The sequence below is a fragment of the Neolewinella marina genome, assembly GCF_002631205.1.
In the GTDB taxonomy this organism is placed as follows: domain Bacteria; phylum Bacteroidota; class Bacteroidia; order Chitinophagales; family Saprospiraceae; genus Neolewinella; species Neolewinella marina.
In genome coordinates, this window is the sequence record NZ_PDLO01000001.1 from 434,807 (window position 1) to 461,753 (window position 26,947).

At 60.7% G+C, this 26,947-nt stretch carries 22 protein-coding genes; 1 reads left to right on the forward strand and 21 read right to left on the reverse strand.

The window, feature by feature from the left end:
- Positions 1-38: 38 nt before the first annotated feature.
- The 4 genes from CGL56_RS01705 to CGL56_RS01720 all read right to left on the reverse strand — a co-directional run bounded on the left by CGL56_RS01705 (position 39) and on the right by CGL56_RS01720 (position 4,118).
- Complete coding sequence (locus CGL56_RS01705) at positions 39-731, reverse strand: Crp/Fnr family transcriptional regulator (RefSeq protein WP_099104768.1); 693 nt, start codon at positions 729-731, stop codon at positions 39-41.
- A 156-nt stretch (positions 732-887) separates the two neighbouring features.
- Complete coding sequence (locus tag CGL56_RS01710) at positions 888-1,436, reverse strand: NUDIX domain-containing protein (protein WP_099104769.1); 549 nt, start codon at positions 1,434-1,436, stop codon at positions 888-890.
- 33 nt (positions 1,437-1,469) lie between these two features.
- Complete coding sequence (locus tag CGL56_RS01715; protein ID WP_099104770.1) at positions 1,470-1,838, reverse strand: cupin domain-containing protein; 369 nt, start codon at positions 1,836-1,838, stop codon at positions 1,470-1,472.
- A 33-nt stretch (positions 1,839-1,871) separates the two neighbouring features.
- Positions 1,872-4,118: a TonB-dependent receptor gene (locus CGL56_RS01720; protein WP_099105495.1), complete on the reverse strand. Its 2,247-nt coding sequence runs from the start codon at positions 4,116-4,118 to the stop codon at positions 1,872-1,874.
- 148 nt (positions 4,119-4,266) lie between these two features.
- On the opposite strand from CGL56_RS01720, the gene CGL56_RS01725 reads away from it, so the two are divergent.
- Positions 4,267-4,953: a metal-dependent transcriptional regulator gene (locus CGL56_RS01725; protein ID WP_099104771.1), complete on the forward strand. Its 687-nt coding sequence runs from the start codon at positions 4,267-4,269 to the stop codon at positions 4,951-4,953.
- On the opposite strand, the gene CGL56_RS01730 is transcribed toward CGL56_RS01725, so the two are convergent.
- From CGL56_RS01730 to CGL56_RS01810, 17 genes are all read right to left on the reverse strand, one after another.
- On the reverse strand, positions 4,910-5,146 hold the full coding sequence (locus CGL56_RS01730) for a hypothetical protein (protein WP_099104772.1): 237 nt from the start codon (positions 5,144-5,146) through the stop codon (positions 4,910-4,912). The two genes, CGL56_RS01725 and CGL56_RS01730, sit on opposite strands and share 44 nt — an antisense overlap.
- Positions 5,147-5,155: 9 nt before the next feature.
- The gene (locus tag CGL56_RS01735; RefSeq protein ID WP_099104773.1) at positions 5,156-5,752 is read right to left on the reverse strand and encodes a DUF420 domain-containing protein; all 597 of its coding nucleotides are present in this window, start codon (positions 5,750-5,752) and stop codon (positions 5,156-5,158) included.
- Between the two features lies 1 nt (position 5,753).
- Entirely contained in the window at positions 5,754-6,398 is a 645-nt protein-coding gene (locus CGL56_RS01740; RefSeq protein ID WP_099104774.1) for a hypothetical protein, read from the reverse strand.
- 155 nt (positions 6,399-6,553) lie between these two features.
- Positions 6,554-6,976, reverse strand: coding sequence for a cytochrome C oxidase subunit IV family protein (locus CGL56_RS01745; protein WP_099104775.1), 423 nt, complete (start codon positions 6,974-6,976; stop codon positions 6,554-6,556).
- A gap of 69 nt (positions 6,977-7,045) precedes the next feature.
- Positions 7,046-8,074, reverse strand: a complete 1,029-nt coding sequence (locus CGL56_RS01750; protein WP_099104776.1) for a cytochrome c oxidase subunit 3 — start codon at positions 8,072-8,074, stop codon at positions 7,046-7,048.
- Positions 8,075-8,106: 32 nt separating this feature from the next.
- On the reverse strand, positions 8,107-8,706 hold the full coding sequence (locus CGL56_RS01755; RefSeq protein ID WP_209280261.1) for a cytochrome c oxidase subunit 3: 600 nt from the start codon (positions 8,704-8,706) through the stop codon (positions 8,107-8,109).
- Positions 8,703-9,614, reverse strand: coding sequence for a heme o synthase (gene cyoE / locus CGL56_RS01760; RefSeq protein WP_099104777.1), 912 nt, complete (start codon positions 9,612-9,614; stop codon positions 8,703-8,705). Before cyoE ends, CGL56_RS01755 begins: the two co-directional genes overlap by 4 nt.
- 87 nt (positions 9,615-9,701) lie before the next feature.
- Positions 9,702-11,561, reverse strand: a complete 1,860-nt coding sequence (locus CGL56_RS01765; RefSeq protein WP_187305562.1) for a cytochrome c oxidase subunit I — start codon at positions 11,559-11,561, stop codon at positions 9,702-9,704.
- A gap of 35 nt (positions 11,562-11,596) precedes the next feature.
- Complete coding sequence (locus tag CGL56_RS01770; protein ID WP_099104779.1) at positions 11,597-13,081, reverse strand: OmpA family protein; 1,485 nt, start codon at positions 13,079-13,081, stop codon at positions 11,597-11,599.
- Positions 13,082-13,240: 159 nt separating this feature from the next.
- Entirely contained in the window at positions 13,241-14,878 is a 1,638-nt protein-coding gene (locus CGL56_RS01775; RefSeq protein WP_187305563.1) for a hypothetical protein, read from the reverse strand.
- 52 nt (positions 14,879-14,930) lie between these two features.
- Positions 14,931-15,845 (reverse strand): c-type cytochrome, encoded by a 915-nt coding sequence (locus CGL56_RS01780; RefSeq protein ID WP_099104780.1) that lies wholly within the window; start codon positions 15,843-15,845, stop codon positions 14,931-14,933.
- Positions 15,846-15,874: 29 nt separating this feature from the next.
- Entirely contained in the window at positions 15,875-16,477 is a 603-nt protein-coding gene (locus CGL56_RS01785; protein WP_099104781.1) for a DUF3341 domain-containing protein, read from the reverse strand.
- Positions 16,478-16,500: 23 nt separating this feature from the next.
- On the reverse strand, positions 16,501-17,994 hold the full coding sequence (nrfD, locus tag CGL56_RS01790; RefSeq protein WP_099104782.1) for an NrfD/PsrC family molybdoenzyme membrane anchor subunit: 1,494 nt from the start codon (positions 17,992-17,994) through the stop codon (positions 16,501-16,503).
- 168 nt (positions 17,995-18,162) lie between these two features.
- Entirely contained in the window at positions 18,163-21,699 is a 3,537-nt protein-coding gene (locus CGL56_RS01795; protein WP_099104783.1) for a TAT-variant-translocated molybdopterin oxidoreductase, read from the reverse strand.
- Positions 21,700-21,769: 70 nt separating this feature from the next.
- Positions 21,770-23,308 (reverse strand): c-type cytochrome, encoded by a 1,539-nt coding sequence (locus CGL56_RS01800; RefSeq protein ID WP_143470575.1) that lies wholly within the window; start codon positions 23,306-23,308, stop codon positions 21,770-21,772.
- A gap of 286 nt (positions 23,309-23,594) precedes the next feature.
- Positions 23,595-25,199 (reverse strand): carboxylesterase/lipase family protein, encoded by a 1,605-nt coding sequence (locus tag CGL56_RS01805; RefSeq protein ID WP_099104784.1) that lies wholly within the window; start codon positions 25,197-25,199, stop codon positions 23,595-23,597.
- 26 nt (positions 25,200-25,225) lie between these two features.
- The gene (locus CGL56_RS01810) at positions 25,226-26,824 is read right to left on the reverse strand and encodes a carboxylesterase/lipase family protein (RefSeq protein ID WP_245183946.1); all 1,599 of its coding nucleotides are present in this window, start codon (positions 26,822-26,824) and stop codon (positions 25,226-25,228) included.
- Positions 26,825-26,947: the final 123 nt, after the last annotated feature.

Sequence of the window (26,947 nt, forward strand, 5' to 3'; positions counted from 1 at the left end):
TTGTGGAACCGCAAAGTTAGTCAGCCAACCGGGATGCCTCAGGCGGCACTGGCCAGCAGTTCGTCCATGTCGCGGACCAGGATGCGGCCGCGGTTGAAGTAGATGAGGTTTTCCTTGCGGAGCTCGTTGAGGACCAGGGTGACCGTCTGCCGGCTGGTGCAGGTGATGTTGGCGATGTCCTGGTGGGTGAGGCTGTGCTTCAGCAGCATCTCGTAGCCCACGCGGCGGCCGCGCTCGCTGACCACCTGGTGCAGGAAACCGACGATGCGGCTGCGGGCATCCTTGAAGATGAGGTCTTCGAGTTTGTGCTCGGCGGCCATCATGCGCTTGCCGAAGAGGTTGAGGATACGGCGGCTCAGGGTGGGGTTACCGAAGACGATGCGCTGGAAATCGGCCACGCGGATGGTGTAGTAATGTACCTCCTCCTTCAGCGAGTGGGCGGTTTCCGAGCGGGTGGTCTCCCCCACCAGGGCCAGCTCACCAAAGACGGCCTCGGGGTGGATGAGTTGCTTGATCACCTCCTTGCCCTCGTTGCTGTGGGTGCTGATCTTGATGGGCCCCTTGGCCAGCAGGAAGATGTGCTCGCTGGGTTCTCCGGGCTGGTAGATTACGGAGTAGCGGGGTTTCTTCTTGAACTCCATGGTTTCGCTGAGGCGCTTCTTTTCATCGGCGCTCAGTCCGTCAAAGAGGTCGAACTGTTCGAGTAAGGCAATTTTATTGACAGAATCCATGATTTTACTTTGAGGTTAGGACGAAGACCATTCGGTCGATCGCGACGCCCGCCGACAATCGCCTTCGTCCGTCTGCTTCCAGGACACCAATTCGGGTACCTACCCCCTAAGCAAAACGCATTTTGTTTCGAAATTTTCTTTCGTCGCCCGAGTTGCCTAACTAATGCCCATTAGTGCAACGCGCTGGAGGGCCAGGATGCTCAGTGCATCCTTGATTCTTCCGTCGAGCGTCATCTCAATCGCCTCCCGCAGGGGCACCCGACGCAGGCGCAGGTCCTCCGTATCCTCCGGCTCGGCCGCTTCCTGTCGCAGCTGGCGGGCCACGTAAGCTACCCCCCATTCGTCACTAACGGAGTTGCTGAGGTGGAACTCCATGATGTGCTCCCATTCGGCGGCGACCAGTCCCGTTTCCTCCCGCAGTTCGCGCTTCGCGGTCTCCAGTGTACTTGTCCCTACCGGGCAGCCACCCTCCGGGATCTCCCAGCTGTATTCGTCGAGGGCGTAGCGGTACTGCCCTACCAGGTAGGTATAGCCTTCCTCATCGATGGGGACAATGCCGATGGCGTGGTTCTTGTAGCGGACGAGCCCGTAAATGCCATCCTTCCCCGCCGGATTGACGACCTCGTGGTGCTCCACCCGGATCCAGGGGTTCTCGTAGCGGATGTCGGTGGACTTGCGGGTCCAGGGGTTGCGTTCGGTAGACATAGGGGCAAAAGTACTACGGAGCGCACATTGGGCCTAAAGCCGGTCGTAGGTCCTGACCGTACGGGCGTCTTCTACCTCCCCGGTGTGTTTCGTGGAGATGGGCTCCAGGAGCATCAGCCACACTTCCTCCTCCCCTTCCGTGCGGGGGCAATGGCGTACCCCGCGGGGCACCACGTAGAGCTCCCCGGGCTCGAGGCGAACCGTCTCCCGGTCCTCGAAGTCGATCAGCAGGGTGCCGCGCACCACGAAGAACAGCTCGTCCTCCTCGGCGTGGTCGTGCCAGACGAAGGTGCCCTGCACCTTCGCCAGTTTGACGGCCTGTCCGTTCAGCTCGGCGATGACTTTCGGTGACCATTGGTCGGAGAAACGGGAGAACTTGTCCAGCAGGTTGATGGCGGGCATACGTGTCAGATTATCGCCCCAAGGTAAGTCTCCCTACGGCAGACTATAACGGAAGCCCAGGAAAAGACGGATGCCCTGGTTCGGCGCGAAAACGTAAGAGGGGTCGAAGGTCAGGGCGTGTGGGTTGTTCGGAGTAGCCAGCACCTGTCCGTCCGCCCCGAACGCCACTTCCCGGTCGAAGGGATCAAACGGCCGGGCGATGCTGTTGGCCGGCGGGGTGTAGTTCAGCAGGTTCTTGACGCCGCCGTATACCTCCACCGATTCGCCCCACGCCTTGGTCACCTGGATATTCTGCAGGCTGAACCAGGGCGACATGGCGGGTCGGTTGTCCAGTTCCCCCAGCAGCGGCAGTCGCATGGGGCCGTACAGGTTGCCGGTATAGTCCACCGACCAGCCGCGGGGAAAGGGCTGGGTGATTTTCCAGACGGCCGACGCGCCCTCGGTGAGGAGTTGCCGCTGCCGGGTGCCGTCTTCATTCACGAAGACATCCTGCAGGGTAATGCCCAGGTTCGCCAGGGTACCACTGGTAAGGTTCAGGTCGACGTTGAGGCTACCACCGCGGGAAACCGCGTAGCCATCGAGGTTGTCGTAGATGATCTGGTTGGGGTTGGATTCGTAGTCGGGCAGGATGCGGTTACCGAAGCGGGTATACCACAGGCTGGCGTCCAGTCCCACGATGCCCCAGTCCCAGTCGTAGATGCGGCGCACGTAGTTCACGTTGGCGTTCCACGAAGTTTCCGGCTGGAGTTCCGCGGCGAAGACTACCTGGCGGGCACCCGTCAGGGCGGCGTGGTCTTCGGTGAATACATTCGCTACCCGGTAGCCATTGCCGATGCTGAGGCGGAAGACGTTGGACTGGTCGCGGTCGTTCCACTTGTAGTTCAGGCGGGGGGTCAGGATGGCCCCGTGGCGGTTGTTGTGGTCGAAGCGGAGGCCCAGCAACAAGGTATTGTGGCGGTTAATGCGGAATTCGTCCTGCACGAAGGCACCGGGCAGAGAGGTAACCGAGGGCGCGTTGCCGGTTTCACCGCCGGTGGCCGTGGTATTGTCGTCGTACCAGGTATAGCGGTAGGCGGTACCGAAGAGCAGGTCGTGGCGACCGGTGAGTTCCGGACGGTAGGTAAGCTGACCGAAGCCGATGTACTGCTTGCCCAGGTAGATGGTGTTGCCGTAGGCGGAATCGTGGTAATGCCCATTCAGGCTGAAGCGGAAAAAGGCCTCCCCGGGTACCGCCAGTTGATAGCTGCCGATGGATTCCCAGCGGTTGGTGTAGATGCTTTCGCCGTACACCTCGTCACCGCCGCGGAAGGCCGGGCCGAAGTTCAGCTCCCCGCCCCAGCGGTCCTCGTAGAGGTAGCGGGCGGCCAGGGTGAAGTCGCGACCGTCCGCCCGGTCAAAGGTCCACTTGTTGAATACCGAGATGCGGTCCTGCAGGGTGACATCCGTGAAGTTGTCGCCGTTATTATCGATGGGATTGGCGTAGCGGAAGTAATTGACCCCGAGCAGGGTGCTGCTCCCCTCACCTATGCGTTGATTGAGGCCCAGGTCGATATTCGTCTCCCCCCAGCTGGTGACCATGGCGTCGGCGACCAGCTTTGGTCCGCTTCCGGGGCGCTGGGTAATGATATTGATCAATCCACCCACCGCTTCCGAGCCGTAAAGGGTGGAGGCGGGTCCCTTAACCACTTCCATCCTTTCCACCAGCCGCTGGGGGATGCCGGTCAGTCCGTAAACCGTAGAAAGTCCGCTCACGATCGGCATACCGTCGAGCAGCACCATCGTATAGGGGCCCTCCAGGCCGTTGATGTGGATGTCACCCGTGTTACACACATTGCAGTTGAGCTGGGGGCGCACCCCGTTGACCTGTTGCAGGGATTCAAAGAAGTTGGGTGCGGGGTTGGCCGCGAAGTACTGAGCGGTATACACTTCGATAGGTACCGGACTGCTGCTGCGGCTGACCTCCTTGAGGTTACCGCTCACCACCACTTGCTCCAGGACGGCACCGCGCTCCTCCAGAACAATGGTCAATGCGGGTGCCTCGTCCCCCGGTCCCAGGTGTACCTCCTCCCGCCACGGCTGGAAGCCAAGACTGGAAAACCGCAGGGTTACCGTTCCTTCCGGGAGCCCCTTGAGCGTAAACGTACCGTCTGCCTCCGTAAAGGTGCCCCGGCCCTCCCCTTCCGCCTGCACCGATACCAGTTCGAGGGGTAGCCCGTCCGTACCTACCACCACTCCGGAGGCCGTATAGCCCTGTCCGGACAAAAAATTAGCCAGCAACATCGCCAGTAAAACCAGGCCGTTTTTGAGAACTACGGAACCTGCGCACCGCCGCAAGGAAGAAGAGTAAAACATGTTACTTAGCTTTATTGAACTACAAAGTTAGCATAGGCTAACATTGTTTGCCAATCTTTCTTCTTTATTTTGCGGCATGGCAAGCCCGACCGTTGAAAATTACCTGAAAGCCCTGCTTGCCCTGAGTCGGCAGCGCGATACCGTCTCCATCAGCGACCTGAGTGCGGAGTTGGGGGTGAGCAAGCCGTCAGCGAACAGCATGATCAAGCGGCTGGCCGAACAGGGGTTGCTGGAGTACGAGCGCTACCGCCCCCTGCGACTGACGGAGGAGGGCCGGAAACAGGCCGCCCTGGTGGTGCGCAAGCATCGCTTGACCGAGATGTACCTGGTGGAGAAAATGGGTTTTGGCTGGGAGGAGGTTCACCCCATCGCCGAACAGATCGAGCACATTGACAGCCCGGCCCTCTTCGAGCGGATGGACCAACTGTTGGGTTCCCCGGATTTTGATCCCCACGGCTCCCCGATCCCGGACCGGCAGGGCAATATCTCCGCACGGATCGGACAGCGCCTCAGCGGCTGCGAACCGGGTGACGTGGTGATCCTGACTGGTCTGGAAAATTCTTCTCCCGACTTCTTGCGGTACCTGAACGAGAAAGGGCTGCGGCTCGATGCCGTCATCAAGGTGGCGGCGCGGGAGTCCTACGATGGCAGTATGCGCATTATATATGGGGGGCGGGAAGAAACCCTACCCAAGGGTACGGCCGACCAATTGCTGGTGGCTACGCAACTTCGTGCTCCCGCTTCCGGTACTTCCACCAGATAAAGGCGATGGCTCCGACGAGCACGTAAGGCATGCCCAGCAGGTACAGGATTCCCTGGTTGAGGCCCTGCCCTTCGGTTCCCCCGTTGGCCAGGTTGCTCTCGGCCGTGGCCCGGCACATGGGGCACTGGGCCAGCAGGTCACCACCGATCAACAGCAGGACAAAGACGAGGCAGAGGGGCAGCAGCTTTTTCATGGCAGGAGGTTAGGGGTAGTAGGAACGGAGCATCAGGTAGACAACCGGCCCGGTGATGGCTACGTAGAACCACAGGGGCCACACATAGCGGGCCATTTTAGCGTGGAGGGACCACTGACCGGTAATCGCCCGTACCGTGGTTAACAAAATAAAGGGCAAAAGGATGCCGGCCAGGGTGATGTGACTGATGAGGATAACCAGGTACCAGGGCCGGGTACCACTCACGGCCAGGCGCTCGGCTTCGGACAGCACGCCGTTGCCGTCGGCGTCTCCGAAAATTACTTCCGGAGTGGTGAAGTGGTAGGCCACGTAACACAGCAGGAACAACACAGACAGGCCGAGGGCCACGGCGTTGGCGTTGCGGTGGTGGACGAACTGTCCCCGCTTCACGTAGTACAGGGAAAAGACCAGGGCCAGGGCGGTAAGTCCATTCAGGGAAGCGTTTACCGCGGGCAGGAAGCTCACGTCCCAGTCGATGGACAAGGTGACTTCCCGCATTACGAATACCAGGGCCAGGACGACCGCCGAGAACACGTAGGTAGCGATCTTCAGGGGGCCGGCCAGTGAGGGGTAGGTCTTCAGCTCCGGGTGGCGGGGGGTGGGCATGCTATAGTTCTTTTCCACGGTCGAGGATGATCTCTTTTTTCTCCGGCAGGGGAATGATGAGGGAGACGAGCTGTACCAGCCCGATGGCTTCGTCGCGGCGGGCGAGGTCGTAGTGCTTTACGATGGTCTGTGAGCTGTCTACCAGGGCCACCACGGGCTGGATGCCTGGGGAGTCGTACTCGCCAAGTGGCAACTGGAAAGCCTCCGCGGTGGCGGCGAAACTGCGTTCGTCGGCGCGAAGGAAGCTGAGCATGGGGTCGTCCGGCAGGTTAAATTGCTCGGCGAAGGCATCGGCGCTTTCCTTAGGCTTCTCGGCCAACAGGATGGTAGTGAAGTACAGGTTGGGGCTGTCCTGAAACTGCTGGTAGAGGCTGTCCAGCATCTGGCCGTACACGCGGGTGCCGGGTTCCTTCGAAGGATCCAGCCACCCCACTACCGTCATGGCCCCGCGCAGGTCGGGTGGCAGCGATCCACGGACGGCCTCCAGGTCATAGAGGTTGGGCATCTTCCCGAAGTCTTCCTGGGTAGCGATGGCTTCCTTACGGTATTTGGTACCGCCGCGCAGATACAGGAACGACACGAGGGGAAAGCCCACCAGCAACAGCAGCAGTACGCCGGTATTCAGGATCTTCTTGGTATCGGCCATTGGTTCGGGGGATTTACTCTAATAACGGGGTGGCCACGGGAGGGATGTACTTCCCGCTCATTTTGACGAAACTGTGAGCGGGCAGCCTCAAAAACAGAGAAGGTCTGGGGCCGGGGCCACAGACCTTCTCATTCCCGTAGACCAGGCGGGGTGGTCTAGGATTCCTGCGACAGGTACAGCAGGTTGTTGTCGTCCGACATACCGACCTCGTCTCCGGCGGGGAGTTCGAGCTGGTCCTTGTACAGCACCTTTTCGCGGCTCTTCCGCCAGGCGTCTCCTTCGTTGAAGAAGGCAATGAGGGCCCAGAGGAGCAGGAGCGTCGGCAGCAGTACGGTCATGGCCAAACCCTTGACCTCGTAGCCCATGTGCATGAATTCGTAAACGATGAAGTACGCCTTGTAGATCGACAGGGCGATGATCAGCAGGGAGGCGACGTAGATCAGGGGGCGGATGGACTCGGCGAATTCCGCTGCCTTGAGCAGGGAGAGGAGTACTTCCACGACGGTGACGGCGGCCAGGAGGCCCAGGCCTTTCCATACGCCCCGTACCGATTCTTCGTAGCTGAGATGTTGTGCCATAATAAAGTGGGTATCGTTAGATGCTCCGGCGGCGTACCACCGGAGGATATGGTTCTTTGAAGTGGTGGATTAGAGGAGGTAAAAGACCAGGAATACGAAGACCCAGACAAGGTCTACGAAGTGCCAGTACAGTCCGATCTTCTCTACCATTTCGTAGCCGTTCATCCGGGCTACGTATACTCCACTGCCGGCGTTGATCAGGATGATCAGCAGAAAGATGACTCCGGTAGCCACGTGGAAACCGTGGAAGCCGGTGATGCCGAAGAAGAGGGCACCGAAGGCCGGGGGGCCAAACTCCTGCACCTTCAGCAGCTGCTCGTTGGTTTCCTCGTCGACCACCACGTACTTGCGGTGGATGAAGGGCTTGGCGGTGGGGTCTCCCGTTCCGTCGGGGCGCAGGCCGTCGACTACGTAACCGGGGTAATCACCGGGGACGGTGGAGTAGGCAAAGTGGGCCTCACCGTGGTCGTCGCCGTGATCATCGGCTGCTTCCTCGCCGTGGGACTGCCCGGCCACGTGCAGCAGGTAGGTTTCTCCTTCCACCACTTCCTCGTCGGTGATCTCACCGGTTTCGGGATCGAGGTAGTAACCGTTCTCCACGTAGGTGCCGAAGGGGTTGGTGGACACCGTCATGTTTTCCTTTACGATCAGGTTGGTCCATTCCCAGGCCTGACAGCCAAGGAAGCCGGCGCCGCCCAGTACGGTGAGCAGCATCCAGAACACCACGCCACGCTTGTTCTCGCGGGCGCCTTCCTGTACGGCCCGGACCATGGTGCCCGAGCTGATGATCAGCAGGAACGACATGAAGGTGACGAAGATCAGGGGAGCTTCACCGTTGGGGAAATATTCGTTGATGCCAAAGGGGGCGGTGGCAAATACCTTATCCGGCACGGGCCAGCTGGGACTGCTGAAGCGCAGGGCGCCGTAGGAAATCAGGAAGCCCGCGAAAGTGAAGGCGTCGGACAGCAGGAAGTACCACATCATCAGCTTACCGTACGAAGTACGGAAGGGCTTGCGATCACCACCTGACCAATCGTTGTTCAGCTCCGGTTTGTGGTCTTCCGCGATGATGATATCCGTATCTCTTTCTTCGGTCATATCGGTTACGTTGATAAGATATTATAGTGAGACTAGCGTTGCAGGCTCAGGAAAAGGATGAGGTAGATCCAGAGCGCATCGACAAAATGCCAGTAGATCAGGGTCAATTCTAGACGCAACTGGCGAGCCGGTGTGCGCCGCAGCTTGATGCCGTAGGCAAAGGCTACCGAAACCAGCAGGGCCGCCACCCCCCCCACGACGTGCAGGGCGTGCAGCCAGCTGATGGCGTAGACGAAGTCACCGGCCGGATTGATCTTCAGCGGAATGCCCTGCGCGGCCAGTTCCTGCCACCCCATATACTGGAGGATAAGGAAGGCCAGTCCGAGCAGGAAGGTCACCGACAACAAGGCCCGGTACGCACGTTCCGCCTCCCGTTTGAAGGCTCCGTACGCGGCGTGCAAAGTTAGGCTACTGACCACGATGACCAAAGTGTTGACGTAGAAAATGGTTGGGATCGAAAATTCCAGCCAGTTGCCCGAGGCGCGGCGCACGATGTAGGCGCTGGTCAGGGCGATGAACATCATTACCAGGCTACCCAGGCCTACGTACATGGCGAACTTCAGGGGATGAAGCTTGCTGCGCCGGGAAGGGGTATCGATGCGGTGATTCAAGGTTGTTTCAATTGCACTCATGATAAAAATAGTTTACCGGCCCAGTACGCCGTAAACACCAGCGGCAGGTAGGCAAAGGAGAAGAACATCATCCGGAGTGCCGTCGACCGCTCCGGACGACGATAGAACATCAGGGCGTAGTAGAAAAAGGCCAGCCCGAGACCCACGACCACCACGGCGGTCCAGCCGCCGGTGATGCCCAGGGCGTAGGGCAATAGGCTCAGGGGAATCAGTACGGCCGTGGCCAGGATGGAATCCCGCCCCAGGGTCCGTACGTCCACCTCCCCATTTACTTCGGGAACCAGGCGGAAACCGGCCTTGCGGTAATCGGCGCTGCCCAGGTAGCCAATGGCGTAAAAGTGGGGCAGCTGCCAGAAGAACTGAATGGTGAACAGGGTAACGCCCAGTCCGGTGATGGCGCCCTCGGCCGCGGCGCAGCCGATGAGGGCCGGCAGTGCTCCGGGTACGGCACCTACGACCACGGCCACGGGGCCCACCCGCTTGAGGGGGGTATAGACGAAGGCGTAACTTACCAGGGAGAGCATGCCGAGAATGGCGGTCCAGGGGTTGAACAGCGCCAGCAGGGAGATGCCGCCCAGGCTGGCGAAGCCCGCCAGGAGGAGGGCTTCACTGCTGCCCATTCGGCCTTCGGCCAGGGGGCGGCGGCGGGTGCGCTCCATCTGCCGGTCATAATCCTTCTCGAGTACCTCGTTCAGGATGTTGGCGGCGGCGGTGGTGAGAAAACCGCCCGCGGTCAGCACGGAAACGGCCCACCAGCTCACTCCCCCGCTTTCCAGCGCTACGAGGTAGGCCAGTACGGAGGAAAGGACAACGGTGGCCGACAGCCGGAACTTGACCAGGGCAGCCAGGTCACTGACCCGGCGGGCAAATTCCGAAGCGTGCGTCCGACTTGTGGTTGATGCTTTCATGCGATTAAAAAACGACCCGTAGCCGCGGCGGCTGGCCTACGAACTACGGGTCGCCAGAACACCCCCGGGGGGGCGTCGGGTAGGTGATTAGTGGTCGACGGATTCGCCCTCCATGATGGGTTGCACCTGGGAGATGTGGTCGATGCCGTCTTTGCTGTAGTCGTAGGCCCAACGCTGAACGGTGGGCAGTTTGCCCGGCCAGTTGCCGTGACCCACCTCGATGGGCGTGGTCCACTCCAGGGTGTTGGCGTTGTACGGGTTCTTGGTGGTCATCTTACGGCCGCGCCAGATGCTCCAGAAGTAGTTGATCACGAAGAGCAGCTGGAAACCGAAGGTGATGATGGCGGCGATGGTGATGAACTTGTTCATCCCGTCGAAGTGGCCAAAGGTCTGGAAGCTGTCGAAGCTGTAGTAGCGACGGGGAACGCCGGCCATACCCAGGTAGTGCATGGGCCAGAATACACAGTAGGCTCCGATCATGGTACCCCAGAAGTGGACCTTGCCGAGGGTATCGTTCATGAAGCGACCGTACATCTTGGGGAACCAGTGGTAGATGCCAGAGTACATGCCGAAGAAAGCGGCCACACCCATTACGATGTGAAAGTGGGCTACTACGAAGTAGGTGTCGTGCAGCTGGATGTCAAGGGCCGAGTTACCGAGCCAGATACCGGTCAGACCACCCGAGATGAACATCGACACGAAGCCGATGGCAAACAGGCTGGCGGGGTTAAAGCGGATGTTACCACCGTAAAGGGTCGCGATCCAGTTGAACACCTTTACGGCCGAGGGAACGGCGATGATCAGCGTGAAGATCACGAAGAAGTTGGCAATGAAGGGGTTGATGCCCGACATGAACATGTGGTGGGCCCACACGATGAAGGCCAGGAAGGCGATCGCGAGGATGGAGAACACCATGGCCTGGTAACCGAAGATGGGTTTGCGGCTGTTGACCGAAAGTACCTCGGATACGATACCGAAGGCCGGCAGGATGATGATGTACACCTCGGGGTGGCCCAGGAACCAGAAAAGGTGCTGGTACAGGATGGGGCTACCACCAACGTGGTCAAGGGCGGCACCGCCGATGTAGATGTCGCTGAGGTAGAAGCTCGTGCCAATACCGCGGTCCAGCATCAGCAGGAAGAAGGCCGAGGTAAGTACGGGGAAGGACAGCAGACCCAGGATGGCGGTGACGAAGAAGGCCCAGATGGGCAGCGGCAGGCGCCACATGCTCATGCCCTTGGTCCGCAGGTTCAGGACGGTGGTGATGTAGTTGATGCCCCCCAGCAGCAGGGAGACGACCAGCAGCACCAGGGAGATCGTCCACAGCGTCATACCCGCACCGGATCCGTCCATGGCCTGTGGCAGGGCCGACAGTGGCGGGTAGGCCACCCAGCCGCCGGCGAAGGGACCGGTGGAGAGGAAGAGGGAGGCGAACATGATCGTACCGGATACGAAGAAGAACCAGTAGCTGAGCATGTTGAGCAGCGGCGAGGCCATGTCGCGGGCACCGATCATCAAGGGGATCAGCAGGTTGCTGAAGGTACCCGACAGACCGGCGGTCAGTACGAAGAACACCAGGATGGTACCGTGCATGGTAACCAGGGCGTAGTAGAAGTCTTGCTGCAGGGTACCGATACCCTCGCTGTTGACGGTAATCCACTTACCCAGCAACGGCTTGAGCCAGGCCAGGCTTTCCTCGGGGAAGCCCAGCTGCATACGGAAGATCAGCGACATGACGGCACCGATGATGGCCCAGAACATTCCCGTGATCAGGAACTGCTTGGCGATCATCTTGTGATCCATGCTGAAAATATAGTGGGAGACGAAGTTCGACTGGTACTTATCACCGTGGTGGTGATCGTGGAAGTGATCATCGTACCCAAATTCCTCGATCAGCGCTTCTTCGCGCTTCAGCGGGGCCATCGTTGGTGCTGCTGCTGTAGCCATGGAATTCAGATTATTAGGTATTTCTTAAAGATAAATTACTTGGAGGAGAGGTCGGCCGCGCTGGGCTCCGATACGCCTCCCTCAGTAATGTACATTTCAATGTGAGCGTTGGCTGCGTCAGTGTCGCCGCCGGAGGTCGTCATCAGCTGGCTGCTGCCGTAGCCGCGCGACTGGATACGGCTGCCGTCGATACCGGCCTCGATGAGGTAGCTGCGGATGGCTTCGGCCCGCTGGCTGCTCAGCTCCTGATCAGCCGCCTGGTCGCCGGAGCCGGCGGTGTGGCCCATCAGGAACACCCCTACCCCGTCGTTCTCCTCCAGGAGAGCGACTACGTCGTCGAGTTGGTACTGGCTGCCGTTGGTGAAGTCGGCGGTGCCGTCCTCAAAGGATACGTGATCCAGGCTGATGTAGTTGTCGTCGTTGCCGGGCGTTTCCATCGCCTGGCTGACAGCCTGCTTCAGGCCGTTGCGGCGCTCCTCAACATTGGCCATGAACAGGGGGTCGTACTCGGTACCCTTGATGTTGGCTTCGTAGTAGGAGGTCTGACCGGCGTACCAGGTGTCAAACTCGTCCTGTTCCATGATGGTGACCGTCCGGGCCATCGACCAGTGGCCGATTCCGCAGAGCTCGGCGCAGGCCAGCTCGAAGTTGCGGGTTTCCCAGAGCTGCTGCCCGCTGTCCGACTCCGGATCCAGTTCCTGGTATTCGGGGTATTCCGACAGTCCCTTGCGCCACTCCTTGGTGGTAAGGCGGGGGGTAAAGACGAAGTAGGTAGGCAGGCCGGGCACGGCGTCCATCTTGACCCGGAACTGGGGCAGGTAGAAGTCGTGCAAAACGTCCTTGGCGATGATGCGTACCCGGACCTTCTGGTCTACGGGCAGGGTCACGTCGTTGACGAGGATGTCGTCGTGGTTCTTGGGGTCCGACCAATCCTGGCCGAGGGGGTTGGCACCGGTGATGAGGCGGAAGTCCCGGCGACCCAGCAGCCCGTCGGGGCCGGGGTAGCGCATCTGCCACGCGAACTGGTAACCGGTGGCTTCGATTTCCATGTAGTTGTCGTCCTCGCCTACGTCGCTCATGATTTCGTTCCAGGCATCCAGACCACCTACGACGAGGAAGGTCATGACGATGGCGGGAATACCCGTCCAGACCAGCTCTACCGTGTTGTTGTGGCTCATGTACTGCGCCTTGCGTCCCTTGCGGCTGCGGTATTTGAAGGCATAGTAGAACAGGGCGATGTGGGTCAGAATGTAGGTGACGTAGGTTACCCCCAGCGTCCACTTCATCATGCTGTCGATCTCCTCACCGTGCACCGAGGCCGATTGATGGGGACCGAACCCGAGGATGTAGTTCTTGTAGTAGATGGCCGACACCGTAGTGATCACGAGCAGGGCAACCATAAAGAACAGCAGTCCCTTCCCGGTAGATTCGGTAGCCTTTGCTTCAATTTCCTCGCTACCGCGCAGTTTCTTGGCCAGGTCACGGACCCGGGCTACCTGCACGATAATGAGCAGTAGCATCGCTATGCAAATAAAGACGATCAACGTAGTCATACCAGTATATTAGCTTCGTTTCGTGCCGTCGGCCCCTATGGGTGGAAACGGCTGTAAAATTAACGAGTGGTGCTTAAGTTGGTTACCACCAAACCCCTTGTTTAGACTTGGTCTAAACAATGAATGCTAGGTGTGGTGGTGAATGCTTTCTTCCAGGTAGGGGTCGTTCTTCGGCTCCAGACGGGCGGTGGACAACTTGCTCATGACGAAGAACAGGAAGCCGCCGAGGAAGCCGAGGAAAGTTCCGATTTCCAGCAGGCCGGGCAGGGTGTAGCCGGACTTGAAGCCGAGGGTGTGGAGGGCTTCGCTGTGACCACCGGCCGCTTCCAGGTGACCGATCATTTCGTTGTCGCCGAAGTGCTCCTCCTGGATGAACTGGTTGGGCTCGAATACGTCGGGATCCGTGCGGTCGGTTGCGGTGGCCAGTTCATTGGGGCCTACACCGCGGGTCTCGGGCGGGCCACCGCGGAATTCGTTCGCGACGGGTACGTTGTCGTCCTGGGCGGAAGCGTCGAAGTGGATGTTGTCGTTGTCCAGGGCATCGTCGTGTCCGGCGGGGTCCTGGAGGTTGTCTCCTTCGCTGACTACCTCACCGGCGGCGAGGGCGGCGGTTTCGTCGCCTTCGTGCTCGTCGGCGTGCTCATCGTGGCCCATGACGGCGGTGTCACCGTGGTCGGCTCCGGCGTGACCTTCCTCGTGGGCGGCCATTTCGATCAGGGTGAGGCGGGCACCGGGCTTGATCATGTTGAAAAAGTCGAGCCAGTGGCCGAAAAAGACAAAGGCCGAAGCGAAGAACAGGGTTCCCATCTTGCGCTTGGTGTCGTTGCGCATCAGGACGAAGAAGGGCAGTACGAAGTTGATGGCCAGGTTGGCCCAGAACAGTACCGGGTAGTTCTGCATCCGCTCGCGGAAGTAGATGGTCTCCTCCCCTACGTTGGCGTACCAGATCAGCATGAACTGGCTGAACCACAGGTAGGTCCAGAAGATGGAGATGGCAAAGAGGTACTTGCCAAGGTCGTGGAAGTGCTCGGCGGTCACCATGGTGAAGTAGCCGCGGCTCTTCAGGTAGATCAGCAGCATGATCGTCAGTGCGGTCATGGCTACAAAGAGGGAGGCCGAAGCGTACCAGGCAAACATCGTCGAGTACCAGTGGCTGTCGATCGACATCACCCACTGCCAGATCATCGCGGCGCTGGTAAAGCCGAAGATGGGCAGGAAGATGGCGGCGTACACCTTGTAGCGGCGGTAGTAGCTGAAGTTGGTGTCGTTGTCGTCGCGGTCCTCGGCCAGGCTGATGTTGCGCATCTTGCCCAGCAGGAAGTACCAGAGTCCGACAAAGGCGATGGTGCCGAAGGTGAACCAGTACTTGTTGAGGAAGGAGGACTTGTGCGAAAGGATGGGATCCTCCAGTACCGCGGCGTCATCGTTCCAGTGGTAGAGGTGGTGACTGTGAAGCCAGAGGCCCACGATGATAACGCCCATCAGGAAGAGTCCCGGCAGCAGGAAGGTGCTGAAGCTTTCCCATACCCGCTTGAACTGCACGAACCACCCGGCGTAGGCCGTGGTGAAGGCGGCCAGGGCGAAACCGGCCAGGGCGGCGATGCCCAGGAAGAAGACGGAGTTGTGGAGGAAGTTGGTCCAGAACCGCATGTGGTGACCTTCCCCACCGTCAACGAAGTAACTGATGATCAGACAGATGAGTCCGACGCCCATCAGGGCTAGGTTCGTTGTCTTGGCGCGGGAAGAGAATACAAAGTTCTCCATGGGGAGTTATTCGATTTGGTGGCGGCGGGCCGCCACTAAAGATGAAGGGTCGTTATTTCTTGCGGAAGGTCGATTGGGCAGGGCCGTTGGTGGCAGCCTCGCTCATCAGCTCCGGATTGTCGGTGGCTTCGTTCGTGAAGGGGGTCGAACGGTGGGCCAGGGGATCGAAGTCCACCAGGGGAGTCGCCACCGAAGGGTTGAAGGTGTTGACCTGCTCGGTGTACTCGGTTTCGGTTTCCTTCGCCTGCAGGCTGCGGATGAAGTGGATCACCTGCCACCGCTCCTCGTAGTTCATCTTGTCGGCATAACCACCCATCACGTTGTATCCGTACATGATGGCGTGGTAGTAACGGCCGTTGGAAGCTTCCAGGAATTCCGGGCGGAGGAAGCTGGCCGGAGCCGCGGGGTACTTCGCCTGGGGGTTCTTGTCGGTATCGTAGATGTAGCCCAGTCCGTCGCCGGCCTCACCGTGGCAGATGCCGCAGTAGATGCTATAGAGGTTGGCGCCGCGCACCAGTCCGGATTCGGTGATGGGGAAAGGGTTGGACATGTTGTCGGCGATGGCCGCCTCGCGCCCTTCGGGGGTATCCTCGTAGTAGTAGGGTACGTGGCCGTTGGTGGGGATGGCCATGGCGTTGGGGCTGTCGCTTTCCATCAGCTTGCCCAGCATGCTTTCCGCGTCGCCGAGGCCACCGGGGGGCTGCATTCCGGGGATGTACTGTCCGGCGTAGCCACGGGGGACGGTACCGTCCACGGTGTACTTCGGGTAGGCCAGCTCACCCAGCTTGATCGTCGAGCGGTCGTCCCAGGTATTGTAGTAGTAGTAGTTATAGGTATTGGCTTCCATGGCGATCGAGTGGGCCATGTCCGGCATATACTCGCTTCCGGGGAAGTCTTCCTCCGCGTCGCTGCAGGCGGTGACGGCCGCTGCAAGGACGAGAATCATGATCAGGTTGTGCAGTTTCATGCGGGAAGGGTTTAGAGAGGAAGCGCCCGTTAGGCCGCCACCATTTTTTGGTGCACGGTTTCTACGCCGGTGCGGTCGAAGTAGTCGCGCAGGCGGTCCACTTCGGCACCGTCCAGGTCGGTCACGTCAAAGGCAATGCAGAACTTGTCGTCGGTGATGCGGTCGTGGAGACGCCGGGGTTCGGCGCCGGGGCCAAGACCGTTGACGATATAGAACACCGTCACCATACCCACGGCCGAGAACAGTACGGTGAGCTCGAAGGTGATGGGGATGAAGGCGGGCACGGACCAGTACGGCTTGCCACCGAAAATGATGGGCCAGTCGCGGGTAAACACCCAGGTCATGAAGCCGAAGCCGAACAGACAGCCGATGGTACCGAAGATGAAGCCGGCCACGTGAAGGCGGCTTTCCTCCAGCCCCAGCAGGGGGTCCAGACCGTGGACGGGGAAGGGAGTGTACACGTCGTCGATGTCGAGGTGGTCGGCGTTGGCGGCCTTTACCGCGTCGAGCAGCTTGACTTCATCGTCGTACAGCCCGAAGAGGATGTTGCGCTGACCGGCAGCTACGGCTTCCTGGCCGGTGGCCACTGCACCCGCGTCCGCGCCGTCTCGTTCTATTCTGATTGTTGCCATGGTATTGGTTCGCGTTAAGCGGCTTAGTCTAGTGGTTTGTCTTTTTCTCCGTCGATGTCGACCGTTCCCCGGGCCGAGATGTCGTTCACCTCCGGCGGTACTACCGTGCCGTGGTGGCCAGCACCGTGGGCGTGGGAGTGCGCCAGGGCGTTGGGGCCGATGTACTGGTCACCGGCGGTCTTCAGGATACTCTTGATTTCGGCGATGGCCACTACGGGAGCAACGCGGGTGAAGATCAGGAAGAGGGTGAAGAAGAGGCCCAGCGTACCGATGAAGATGCAGATCTCTACCCAGGTGGGTACGTAGTAGCTCCAGCTGGAGGGCAGGTAGTCCCGCGCCAGGGTGGTGGCGATGATGACGAAGCGCTCGAACCACATCCCGATGTTGATGAAGATCGACATGAAGAAGGTCCAGAAGAGGCTCGTCCGCAACCGCCGGCTCCAGAAGATCTGGGGGGAGATCACGTTACAGAGCATCATGCCGATGTAGCTCCAGTAGTATGGTCCGAGTACCCGGTTGAGGAAGGCGAACTGCTCGTAGATGTAGCCCGAGTACCAGGCGATAAAGAGCTCGGTGAGGTAGGCTACCCCGACGATGGAGCCGGTCAGCAGGATTACCTTGTTCATCGACTCGATGTGCTCGATGGTGATGTAGTCCTCCAGGTGAAGCACCTTGCGGGCAATGAGCATCAGGGTAAGTACCATGGCGAAGCCCGAGAAGATGGCCCCCGCAACGAAGTAGGGCGGGAAGATCGTGGTGTGCCAGCCGGGGATCACCGAGGTGGCAAAGTCAAAGGATACGATGGTGTGTACCGAAAGTACCAGCGGCGTAGCCAGGCCGGCGAGGATGAGCGAGAGGCTCTCCCACCGCTGCCAGTGCTTGGCCGAACCGTTCCAGCCGAAGCTGAAGATGTTGTAGATCTTCTTGCGGAGTCCTACGGCCCGGTCGCGAACGGTAGCCAGGTCAGGCACCAGGCCGGCGTACCAGAACAGCAGCGATACGGTGAAGTAGGTGGAGATGGCGAATACGTCCCAGAGCAGCGGGCTGTTGAAGTTTACCCACAGCGGTCCCCGGGTATTGGGGTAAGGGAAGATGAAGATGGCCAGCCAGAGGCGCCCCATGTGGATGAGGGGAAACTGTCCGGCACACATTACGGCGAAGATCGTCATGGCCTCCGCGGCGCGGTTTACCCCCGTCCGCCACTTCTGGCGGAACAGCAGGAGGATGGCCGAGATAAGCGTACCGGCGTGACCGATACCCACCCACCAGACGAAGTTGGTGATGTCCCAACCCCAGTTGATGGTGCGGTTCAGGTTCCAGGAACCGATACCGACCCAGACCGTCCAGGCGACGCTGAAGGCGAACAGTCCGAGGCAGATCACCGAGATGATGAAGGTGATGACCCACGAGAGGGAGGGGGCCGTTTCCGTGGGCCGACAGATGTCCTCCGTAATCTGGTGATAGGTCTTATGACCCGTAACCAGCGGCTGACGTACCGGTGCTATATGTCCACTCATAGAGATTTACGATTTACGATTCACATTGTACGGTGGAAGAGCTGGGTACACCCTCCGGTAGTCTAAGGTAAATCGGTTCAGTTGTTGTTGCGGGTTCTTATCGTTAAGGTAATCTGCTGATTGTCCGTAGGTTACTACTGTCCGGCCAACCGCGGTGTTCGATCTGGCTTAGGCTTCCAGGGCGTCGATCGGGTTGTGGACCCGGGCGGCGTAGAAGACGGAAGACTGGGTGTTGACCTCCTCCAGGGCGAGGTAGTTCAGGGGGTTGTCCAGTTTCCGGCGTACGTCGCCCTTGGCGTTGTTGCGGTCGCCGAAGGTGATCGCTCCAGTGGGGCAGGCGGTCTGGCAGGCGGTCCGCACGTCGGAGTCGCGCAGGGCGCGCTTCTCGATCTTGGCGGTCAGCTTGCCCGACTGCAGGCGCTGGGCGCAGAAGCTACACTTTTCGATGACGCCGCGGCTCCGGACGGTAACGTCGGGGTTGAGCACCATCCGCGTCAGGTTGTCCGCACCGAAGGGCAGTTCTTCCTCGGCGATCTCCGGCTCGTTGCTGCTGAAGAGGTCGGCCGTGGTGTAGTCCAGCCAGTTGAAGCGGCGCACCTTGTACGGACAGTTGTTGGCGCAGTAGCGGGTACCGATACAGCGGTTGTAGATCATCTGGTTGGCGCCCTCGTCGCTGTGCTGGGTGGCGTTTACCGGGCAGACGTTCTCGCAGGGTGCGTTGTCGCAGTGCTGGCACATCATGGGCTGGTAAACGGCCCGGGGGTTCTCGACGTCGCCGTAGAAGTAGCGGTCGATCCGCAGCCACTTCATTTCGTGGTGGCGGGAGACCTCGTATTTGCCGACGACGGGCACGTTGTTTTCGGCAACACAGGCCACTTCACAGGCCGCGCAGCCGATACAGGCCGTCAGGTCCACGTGCATGGCCCACCAGTGGCCCTGGCTGTAGATGTCCTTGACGTACTCCTCGTAGGGGTAGAGCGTCTGCTCGTTGAGGTGCTGGGCTTCGGCCCGCCGCTCGGCGATGTGCTCCTTCAGCTGGGGCAGGTTGGCGAAGGTGCCCTCGTAGATGATCGAGCGATCGGTGAGGCCACCCTGCATGCCTTCGCCGATCTCCATTACGGTAGCTTCGTCGACGTGGTAGGGCTCCAGGTGCTCGCGCTGCTCGTCGGTGAGTTCACCGGCGATGACCTGGGTATCCCCGGTGCGCTTGTCGTAGTAGGTGGTGCCTTCCTCGTTGCTGGTGGTCAGGCCCATCGTGTGGTGGTACTGCACGCTGGCGAACTCCTCCTCTACCCCGACGCGGTCGGAGATGGCGGCTTCGGTGGTGTAGTACTGCACGTAGCCGTTCTCGTCGACGCTCAGCCAGGGGTAGACGTTCACGCCTACCGACTGCCCGAGGGCGCGACCGGGAGCGCCGGTGAGGCGGCGGCCGTAGCCGAGGGCCAGACCGAAGGTGCCGGGCATCTGTCCGAACTGGCGCACCACGGTGACGGTGGCGGGTTGGTCATTCACGCTGACCTCTACCAGGTCGGCCTTGCCTTTATACTCTTCACCGTTCAGGTCCTTGTACGCGGTGTAGGAATTGCCGCCGGCCCATGAGACGGGGATGGTCAGGTAGTTGCCCCAGACGGTACGGGTCACGGGGTCGGGGCACTCCTGCAGCCAGGGGTTGGTGGCGTAGACGCCGTTGCCCATGTTGATCGTCTCGTAGAAGGTGATTTCGTTCTCCACTTCTACGGCGGCGGCAATGCGGCGCACGGCTTCCGACTCGTCAAATTCATTGACGTCCAGCACCACGATCGGCAGTACGGCGGTTGCCGCGGTTTCTGCTTCATCTTCCGGCGCGGTCGCGGGTGCCCCAGCACCGTAGCCGAGCCCGTAGTCCTGGATGGTTCCCGTGGCGGGACCGTTGAATACACCGTCGTGGAGGGCGCTGTCCCAGAAAGAACGGAAGGTCGAGAAGGTATTCTGACCGGCGAAGGCCGTTTCCTTCCAGTTGTCCATTACGTACTGCATGTACGGCTGCTCGACGTTGGCGTCGTAGCGCTCCGTTTCGCCGGCCCAGATGAGGAGGCTTTCTCCTTCCTGGCGGGTGCCGTAGCGGTTTACGCTGGCGAAGATGGGCACGATGGCGGGCTGGATGAGGGAGTATACCCCTTGAACGGCTTCGGCGTCGCTCCAGCTCTCCAGGTAGTGGTGGTTGGGCGTGATGTACTCACACAGCTGACTGGTCTCCGTGGGGATACCGCTCATGCTGATGGTGAGGATGCGGCGGAAACCGGCGCGGATGGGATCGTCGATGACGTCGGCGTCCACGCCGGGGTCGTTTTCGGCCCTGGCGTCGGCTTCCTCGCTGCGGTCGTCAATCTCGTCGGCGTTCAGGCGGGTGGGCGTGAAGTCGGGGTCGTTGCGCTCCAGGGCGGCGCTGATGCGGGCGGCCCAGGGGTTATCGTAGGCGGGGTTGGCACCGTCGAGTACGATCAGGGCGTCTACCCCACCCGACTCGAGTTCTTCCACGAAGCGGGCCATGTCCTGGTCGCTGCCCTGCCGCTGGTAGCTCCAGCGGTTGGTTTCGATGGTGGAGCCGTAACTGCCCAGGGCGCGGTTGATGGCCAGGACGAGCTGCTGCTCATAGAGGTTGTTGCTGCCACTGACGACGAGGCCGGCGCCGCGGGCGTTCTTCAGCTCCCGGGCAACGGCTTCGATCTTGGCCGTGGTGGCCGCATCCAGGGTGGCGCGGCTGCCGCCGCCGACTACGGCATTGTAGAGGGCGAGGAGGGCCTGGCCTTGCTGGCTGGGCTTCACCATGATGCGGTTGTCGGCGTTGGATCCGGTGAGGCTCATGTGGCTCTCGACCTGGATGTGGCGCGACATGCGGCCGGAATCGCTGCGGCGGCCGGTGGCGTACTGCCGGGCGTACTCCACGGGGGAGATCCAGGTACCCAGGAAGTCGCAGTTGAAGCCAACGATGACGTTGGCGTTGTCGAAGCGGTAGTGGGGAATGGCGCGGATGCCGAAGGCCGTCTGGTGGGCGTCGAGCAGGGCCGAAGAAGAGACCGGGTCGTACTGCACCAGCACCGTGTTGCCGGGCATGCGATTCTTGAAATCGCGGATGGCCGCCTTGGTGGAGGGGCTCAGCAGGGTGTGGGAAAGGATGCGGATCTGGCGGGCGTCCTTGAGGCGGTCGCTGATCTCACCGTCGAAGATTTCCCAGCTGTCGTTGTCCGCGTAGTTACGGGCCCGCTGTACCTGGCCGTTCTTCACGCGGAAGGGGCCGTCGAAGCGGCTGGTGTCGTAGATGCTCAGCACGCTGGCCTGGGCGCGGGCGCTGGTACCTCCCTCGGTGATGGGGCTCATGGAGTTGCCCTCGATCTTGATGGGGCGTCCCTCACGGGTCTTCACCAGCACGGGGACGTAGTCTCCGCCCTGGACGAAAGTAGAGGCAAAGTAGGTAGCCACGCCGGGCACGATGGTGTCTGGCTTGGATACGTAGGGGATCGCCTTGCGGACGGGGATGTCACAGGAGGCGATGGTGGCGGCCGTCATGCCAAAGCCCAGGTACTTCAGAAAATCACGGCGGGTAGCTTCCAGCCGGGGGTTTTCGAAATCCTGCTGAGCCACTTCACCGTCAGTAGCGGCCCGGAATTCGGGGCTGTTCTCTAACTGGTCGGTTCCGATCCAGACGTTGTTGACTTGCTTCTTCATTCAACTATACTTTGGGTGGGGAGGCAACCCGCACACCGGATATCCGCCGAAGCGGTATTGATAAGATTTTTTAGTAGTGGCAGCGCTGGCAATTCAGTCCGCCGATGTCTTCTACGGTGACACCATCCCGGGTTCCTTCCTTCAGCTCCTCGTGGTAGCGCTGGTAGGAGTTGTAGTAGTCGTTGTCCTCAAACTGCACCTGGGTTTCCCGGTGGCAGTTGATACACCAACCCATGCTGAGGGGGCTGTACTGGTACACGACTTCCATTTCCTCAACCGGCCCGTGGCAGTTCTGGCACTTGAGCTTGCCCACCGTAACGTGCTGGGCGTGGTTGAAGTAGGCGTGGTCGGGCAAGTTGTGGATCCGGGTCCATTCTACCGGTCCGGGTACCCGCTCGTCGCCGGTGTATTCGTTCGTCAGGGCAGCGTAGATGCCTTCCCACTGCTCTTCCACTACGTTTTCCACTTCATCTATGTCGCCGCCCTCGCTGATGTACTTGTCGGCGATCCACTTGCTGTAGATCTTCTGCGCCTGGGCGTTGGTCATCTGGTCGTAGTTCTCGATGTAGGCCCCTTCGGTGGGGTCCCAGCCGATGGCGGCGAAGATCTTGGTGATCTCGGCCGTTCCGTACTGGCTGCCGTAGTTGATGGCGCGGTGGCAGTTCATACAGGTGTTGACGGCGGGAATGACCGAGTGCTTCGAGCGGCGGGCGCCGTCGTGGCAGTACTGGCACTCGATCTTGTGGATGCCGGCGTGGGTCTCGTGGCTGAACTTGATGGGCTGCTCGGGCGCGTAGTCCTGCTGGCGGCCCAGCTCAATGGCGTGGTTTACGGTGGTGTAACCACCCAGCACGACAACTACGAAGATCACGAAGGCGATCATGCCGCGGCTGGTCAGGATCTGCACCAGGGTGCGGCGGGTAGCGGGGGTGTTGCCCTCCGCCGTTTCGACCATGTACTGGAGGTTGCTGGTGACCCGGGCCAGGATCAGCGACAGCAGTACCAGTACGCCACCCAGGATCACGAACAGCCAGGTGTTGTCGGCGCTCTCCTGGTTCTCGATGGCGGCTGGGCCAACGGTGACCCCCTTGGGGCCGTAGGTGCCGGTATATACGGCGTTGATGTAGGCCAGCAGGTGCTCTACATCGTCGTTGCTCAGGTTGGTGTAGCTGGACATGACGGTGGGCTTCCACTCGTTCCAGACGGCCAGGGCCCGGGCGCTTTCGCCGGAGCCGATCAGCTTCTGGGAGTTCTGCACCCAGCGGTACAGGTGGTCGCGGGGCTCGCCGGCCCAGCGCTCCTGGACGCCACCGAGGGCGGGGCCCGTCATGTTGTCCTTCATGTTGGCCGCGTGGCAGGAACCACAGATGTTGGCCTTCCAGATGGCGGCACCGAGGTCGGCATTGCCCTCACCGGGGGAAACGGCGGCGGTTGCAGCGTCGGGAATGGGGGTGGCATCTGCGGCCGCAGTAGCGGCGGGATCACCTTCTACCACGGACTCCGCGGTGAGGTCATCGGCTTGGTCTTGCTGAGCAAAAGCGCTACCTGCCGTCAGAAACAGGCAGAAAATCAGCAGGAGGTACCGGTAGGTTTTGGTAAAATATGTCATTATGAGCTTGACATTTAAGGGATTGCAGGGCAGGGCCACAAAGGCCCTCTCCGCTGGTCGGGCAAAGATACTTTGATGACAATTCTTTAACAAACTTGTAGCAAAAGGGAAGTCTTATTTAGATTGGGTCTAGTTTAATGCCCCTTTTGGCCGGTTTATCTCAGGTTGCCCAAACGCCGGCCTAAAGTACTCATTCGCAACCGACCGGGGCAGAAACAAAACATCCCCGGCCGAAAGGACCGGGGATGCGCAAGATCAGGTGGCAGCGGGCCGGATGGCCCCTACCCTACCTGGCCGAGTTTATAAAGTTGAGCAATGCCCGGTCGGGGTGGTGGCGTACCACGCTCCGGGTATCGAGCATCATCGTGGTTCCGTTTTCTTCCGTGTAGGGCTCCCATTCCGGCAGGCCCTGGGTATTGGGATCACCGGTACGGGCGAAGTTGATCCAGGCCTGGCTGATCTGCGCAGCCAGCGCGTGGGCTTCCGCTCCTCCTCCCGTCATCTGCCGGCTACGGTCGATATTGTCGAAGACGAAGGGGATTTCCATACAGTGAAGCGCCTTGTATTTGCCATCAAGTATGGGAGACTGCCAGGAGAACAGGTACATATATACCGGTGCGCCCCGCGGACGAGCCGACTTCAGATTGGCCTGGTGCACCGCCCCCGGGCGAAACATCATGTCCACGTCGATCAGATCAGTGGGACGGGTATCGTGGGGATAGGCTTCGCGCACAGCCGCGCGGTAGGCTTCCGCCCGGTCCCCGTACTGGGTGGTGAGGTAGGCATCGATCTCTACAGCGCTGGCCCCGGACATCCCCAGGCGAATGGAAGGCATGAATTCATTCTTCGCCGTTCCGATGAGCAGGGGCACGTCGTCTGAAAGGGCCAGGGCTTCCGGGGCGTACATTTGATAGAGAAGCACGTTGCCGTCTACGCTGGGGCCCCAGCTCAGTCCGAAGGCGTGGGTAGGTGCCCCGGCGGCCCACAGTTGTTCCTGCACCCTGGCCAGTGCCCGGCTGCCGGCGGCGGCCAGGGTATCGAAGGGTACGTTCTGGATTTCGTCAATGGTAGCCGGAGTGAGGCCCAGGTCCTCTACCACCGCTGCGGCGATGGCGCGGGTGGTCGACTGCTCCAGAATGCCCGAGCGGAAGGCCCCGCTCTGGTTCACGGCCCGGTGAAACAGGCCCCGGGCAGACGGCATCGCCATCAGCGTATTCACTTTTGCGCCGCCGCCCGACTGTCCGAAGATGGTGACGTTGTCCGGGTCGCCGCCAAAACGCTCGATGTTGTCGCGCACCCACTCCAGGGCCACCCGCATGTCGACAATGCTGTTGTTGGCGGAGGTCTGATATTTCTCTCCGTAGGCGCTCAGGTCCAGGAAACCCAGGATATTCAGACGGTGGTTGATGGAGACGACCACCACGTCGCCCCGGCGGGCCAGGTTTTCCCCGTGGTAGGAAGGCAGCTCCTGGGAGGAACCCGCCGTAAATCCACCGCCGTGGATCCAGAACATGACGGGACGCTTCTTCCCGTCGTTGAGCCCCGGGGTCCATACATTCAGCCGCAGGCAATCCTCATTGGGGTAGCCCCAATCGTGGTCAAAGACGAATTCCAGTTCATCCGCCACACTGGTGGTGGGGGTCAGCAGCGGAGCCACCGGTCCCCACGACAGCGAGCTGCGCACTGTGGTCCAGGGCTCCGGCTTGCGGGGAGCCTCGAAGCGACCGGCCTGGGCGTAGGGAATACCTTTATAGGTATAGATGCCGTCGGAAAGGTAACCCCGTACCGGTCCGGATTCCGTTTGGGCGACGGCGATGTCTTCACCGGTGATCAATTGTGCGAAGCCAAGATTGGAGGAAACCAATAGCAGCAGGAAGAATAAGCGTTGCATGGGGAAGGATCTGGCCCGGTGGGCAGTTAGCGGGGAGTGTAAAAGGCGTCAAGTAATCGGTAGCGGGCGTCGTGGGGCGCCGGGATGGCTTCGGGGTCGGCGTCGATGACCATTACCGGCGGCTGCTCGTCGTCCGCCGGAGCGGAGGGCCAGTTGGGCAATTCTCCGCCATTGGGATCACCGGTCTTGACGAAATTGGCGAAGTACTGCTGCATCTGCCGCGACACATGGTAGTCCTCTTCCGTCCAGGCGTAGTCGTCAACCAGGTGAAGGTTGCCCATGCAGTATTCGATCTCGCTGGCGTGGGGGGCACCGATGGGGCGCGGCGGCGGCGGGGCATCCTCGGTTCGCTCAACCGTGCCACCGGCCAAACCCGCCACCTTGTCCGTGTCGCGCAGTTCCGGACGGATGTGGCTGAACAGGTAGCGGTAGACGGGTTGGGAGCTGTTCTTGCGGTGGAGGTCGAACCACTTCCAGCTGCTGTACACGATGAAGCGGTCAGAGGCCAGGTCGGTGGCGGAGTGCTCGATCTGCTCGGCGTTATTATAAGGATACAGCGCCAGCACCTCCTCGGCCCGGTCGGGGAAGGCTTCCCGAACCTTCTGCTGGTAAGGTTCCGCGGCATAAGGCTGCCCCTGCATCAATGCGCCGCCGGGGATCTCGGCGGAATTCCAGCCCACCAGCAGCGGCACCTGCGCCTGTTCGCCCCGGGAAAACAGCTCCGGCAGGGTGGCGGGCAGGAAGTAGCCGTCGACGACCAGCGGAAAACCGAAGCGGCGGGACTCGACGTAGATCTGGTACAGGTCGCGGGTACTCAGCTTCCGCAACTCGGCCAGGCTGCCGTATCCCGCCTGCTCGGCGAAGGCTTTGCCGGTCGCCTCGGCCTCCGCCAGGGGAACCGGGGGCAAGGTAGGGTGAATGCCCGCCCCACTCTCTCCAATGGCGCCGTGAATCAGGTCACGGGACAGCGGACTGGCCATCTGGGCGCTCACCGAGATAGAGCCCGCGGACTCTCCGGCGATGGTGACCCGACCGGGATCTCCCCCGAAGGCGGCAATGTTGTCGTGTACCCATTGCAGGGCGGCCTGCTGGTCGAGCAAGCCATAATTGCCGGACGCACCGTAGGGGGCCTCGGCACTCAGCTCGGGGTGAGCCAGGAAGCCGAAGATGTTGAGCCGGTAGTTCACGGTGACCACCACCATACGCTGCTTCGCCATGCTGCGCCCATCGTAACGGGGCTCGGAACCGTCGCCGGCCACGAAACCGCCGCCGTAGAAGTACACCAACACGGGCAGCGGTGAGGAATTGCGAGTGGCGGGCGACCAGACGTTGAGGTAGAGGCAGTCCTCACTCATCCCGTCTGACCGGAAATCCATGTCGCCAAAGACCGGCGGCTGCACGGCGCGGGGACCGAACGCCCTGGCTTCCCGCACGCCTTCCCACGGCCGTACCGGCTGGGGCGCCTTCCAGCGGAGTTCCCCCACCGGCGGCTGGGCAAATGGAATACCCAGATAAGACTGGATGCCGTCGTGGACGTTGAAACTGCCCTCCACTATGCCCGACCGGGTAGTGACCCGGTGCGGAAAGGCGTCGTTGTCCTGGGCGAAGGTCGAAGTAAAGGGCATTAGCAGCAGTAATAGTAGCGCGGGAATGAGTGGCATGGCAATGTGTCAGGTGTAATTTGATCCAGGTGCTGGGGGTTTTGTACATCGCTGTAGCAACCAGCCCCGGGGCACGACCGCGAACAA

Excerpts from the sequence above, each read along its gene's own strand:
- CGL56_RS01735 (WP_099104773.1), bottom strand. The coding sequence starts at position 5,752 with ATGCCCACCCCCCGCCACCCGGAGCTGAAGACCTACCCCTCACTGGCC.
- CGL56_RS01770 (WP_099104779.1), bottom strand. The coding sequence starts at position 13,081 with ATGCTACTGCTCATTATCGTGCAGGTAGCCCGGGTCCGTGACCTGGCC.
- CGL56_RS01740 (WP_099104774.1), bottom strand. The coding sequence starts at position 6,398 with ATGGCCGATACCAAGAAGATCCTGAATACCGGCGTACTGCTGCTGTTG.
- CGL56_RS01810 (WP_245183946.1), bottom strand. The coding sequence starts at position 26,824 with ATGCCCTTTACTTCGACCTTCGCCCAGGACAACGACGCCTTTCCGCAC.
- CGL56_RS01725 (WP_099104771.1), top strand. The coding sequence starts at position 4,267 with ATGGCAAGCCCGACCGTTGAAAATTACCTGAAAGCCCTGCTTGCCCTG.
- CGL56_RS01745 (WP_099104775.1), bottom strand. The coding sequence starts at position 6,976 with ATGGCACAACATCTCAGCTACGAAGAATCGGTACGGGGCGTATGGAAA.
- nrfD (WP_099104782.1), bottom strand. The coding sequence starts at position 17,994 with ATGAGTGGACATATAGCACCGGTACGTCAGCCGCTGGTTACGGGTCAT.
- CGL56_RS01805 (WP_099104784.1), bottom strand. The coding sequence starts at position 25,199 with ATGCAACGCTTATTCTTCCTGCTGCTATTGGTTTCCTCCAATCTTGGC.
- CGL56_RS01720 (WP_099105495.1), bottom strand. The coding sequence starts at position 4,118 with ATGTTGCTGGCTAATTTTTTGTCCGGACAGGGCTATACGGCCTCCGGA.
- CGL56_RS01785 (WP_099104781.1), bottom strand. The coding sequence starts at position 16,477 with ATGGCAACAATCAGAATAGAACGAGACGGCGCGGACGCGGGTGCAGTG.
- CGL56_RS01710 (WP_099104769.1), bottom strand. The coding sequence starts at position 1,436 with ATGTCTACCGAACGCAACCCCTGGACCCGCAAGTCCACCGACATCCGC.
- CGL56_RS01775 (WP_187305563.1), bottom strand. The coding sequence starts at position 14,878 with ATGGAGAACTTTGTATTCTCTTCCCGCGCCAAGACAACGAACCTAGCC.
- CGL56_RS01800 (WP_143470575.1), bottom strand. The coding sequence starts at position 23,308 with ATGACATATTTTACCAAAACCTACCGGTACCTCCTGCTGATTTTCTGC.
- CGL56_RS01705 (WP_099104768.1), bottom strand. The coding sequence starts at position 731 with ATGGATTCTGTCAATAAAATTGCCTTACTCGAACAGTTCGACCTCTTT.
- CGL56_RS01715 (WP_099104770.1), bottom strand. The coding sequence starts at position 1,838 with ATGCCCGCCATCAACCTGCTGGACAAGTTCTCCCGTTTCTCCGACCAA.
- CGL56_RS01755 (WP_209280261.1), bottom strand. The coding sequence starts at position 8,706 with ATGAGTGCAATTGAAACAACCTTGAATCACCGCATCGATACCCCTTCC.
- CGL56_RS01795 (WP_099104783.1), bottom strand. The coding sequence starts at position 21,699 with ATGAAGAAGCAAGTCAACAACGTCTGGATCGGAACCGACCAGTTAGAG.
- CGL56_RS01765 (WP_187305562.1), bottom strand. The coding sequence starts at position 11,561 with ATGGCTACAGCAGCAGCACCAACGATGGCCCCGCTGAAGCGCGAAGAA.
- CGL56_RS01730 (WP_099104772.1), bottom strand. The coding sequence starts at position 5,146 with ATGAAAAAGCTGCTGCCCCTCTGCCTCGTCTTTGTCCTGCTGTTGATC.
- cyoE (WP_099104777.1), bottom strand. The coding sequence starts at position 9,614 with ATGAAAGCATCAACCACAAGTCGGACGCACGCTTCGGAATTTGCCCGC.
- CGL56_RS01750 (WP_099104776.1), bottom strand. The coding sequence starts at position 8,074 with ATGACCGAAGAAAGAGATACGGATATCATCATCGCGGAAGACCACAAA.
- CGL56_RS01780 (WP_099104780.1), bottom strand. The coding sequence starts at position 15,845 with ATGAAACTGCACAACCTGATCATGATTCTCGTCCTTGCAGCGGCCGTC.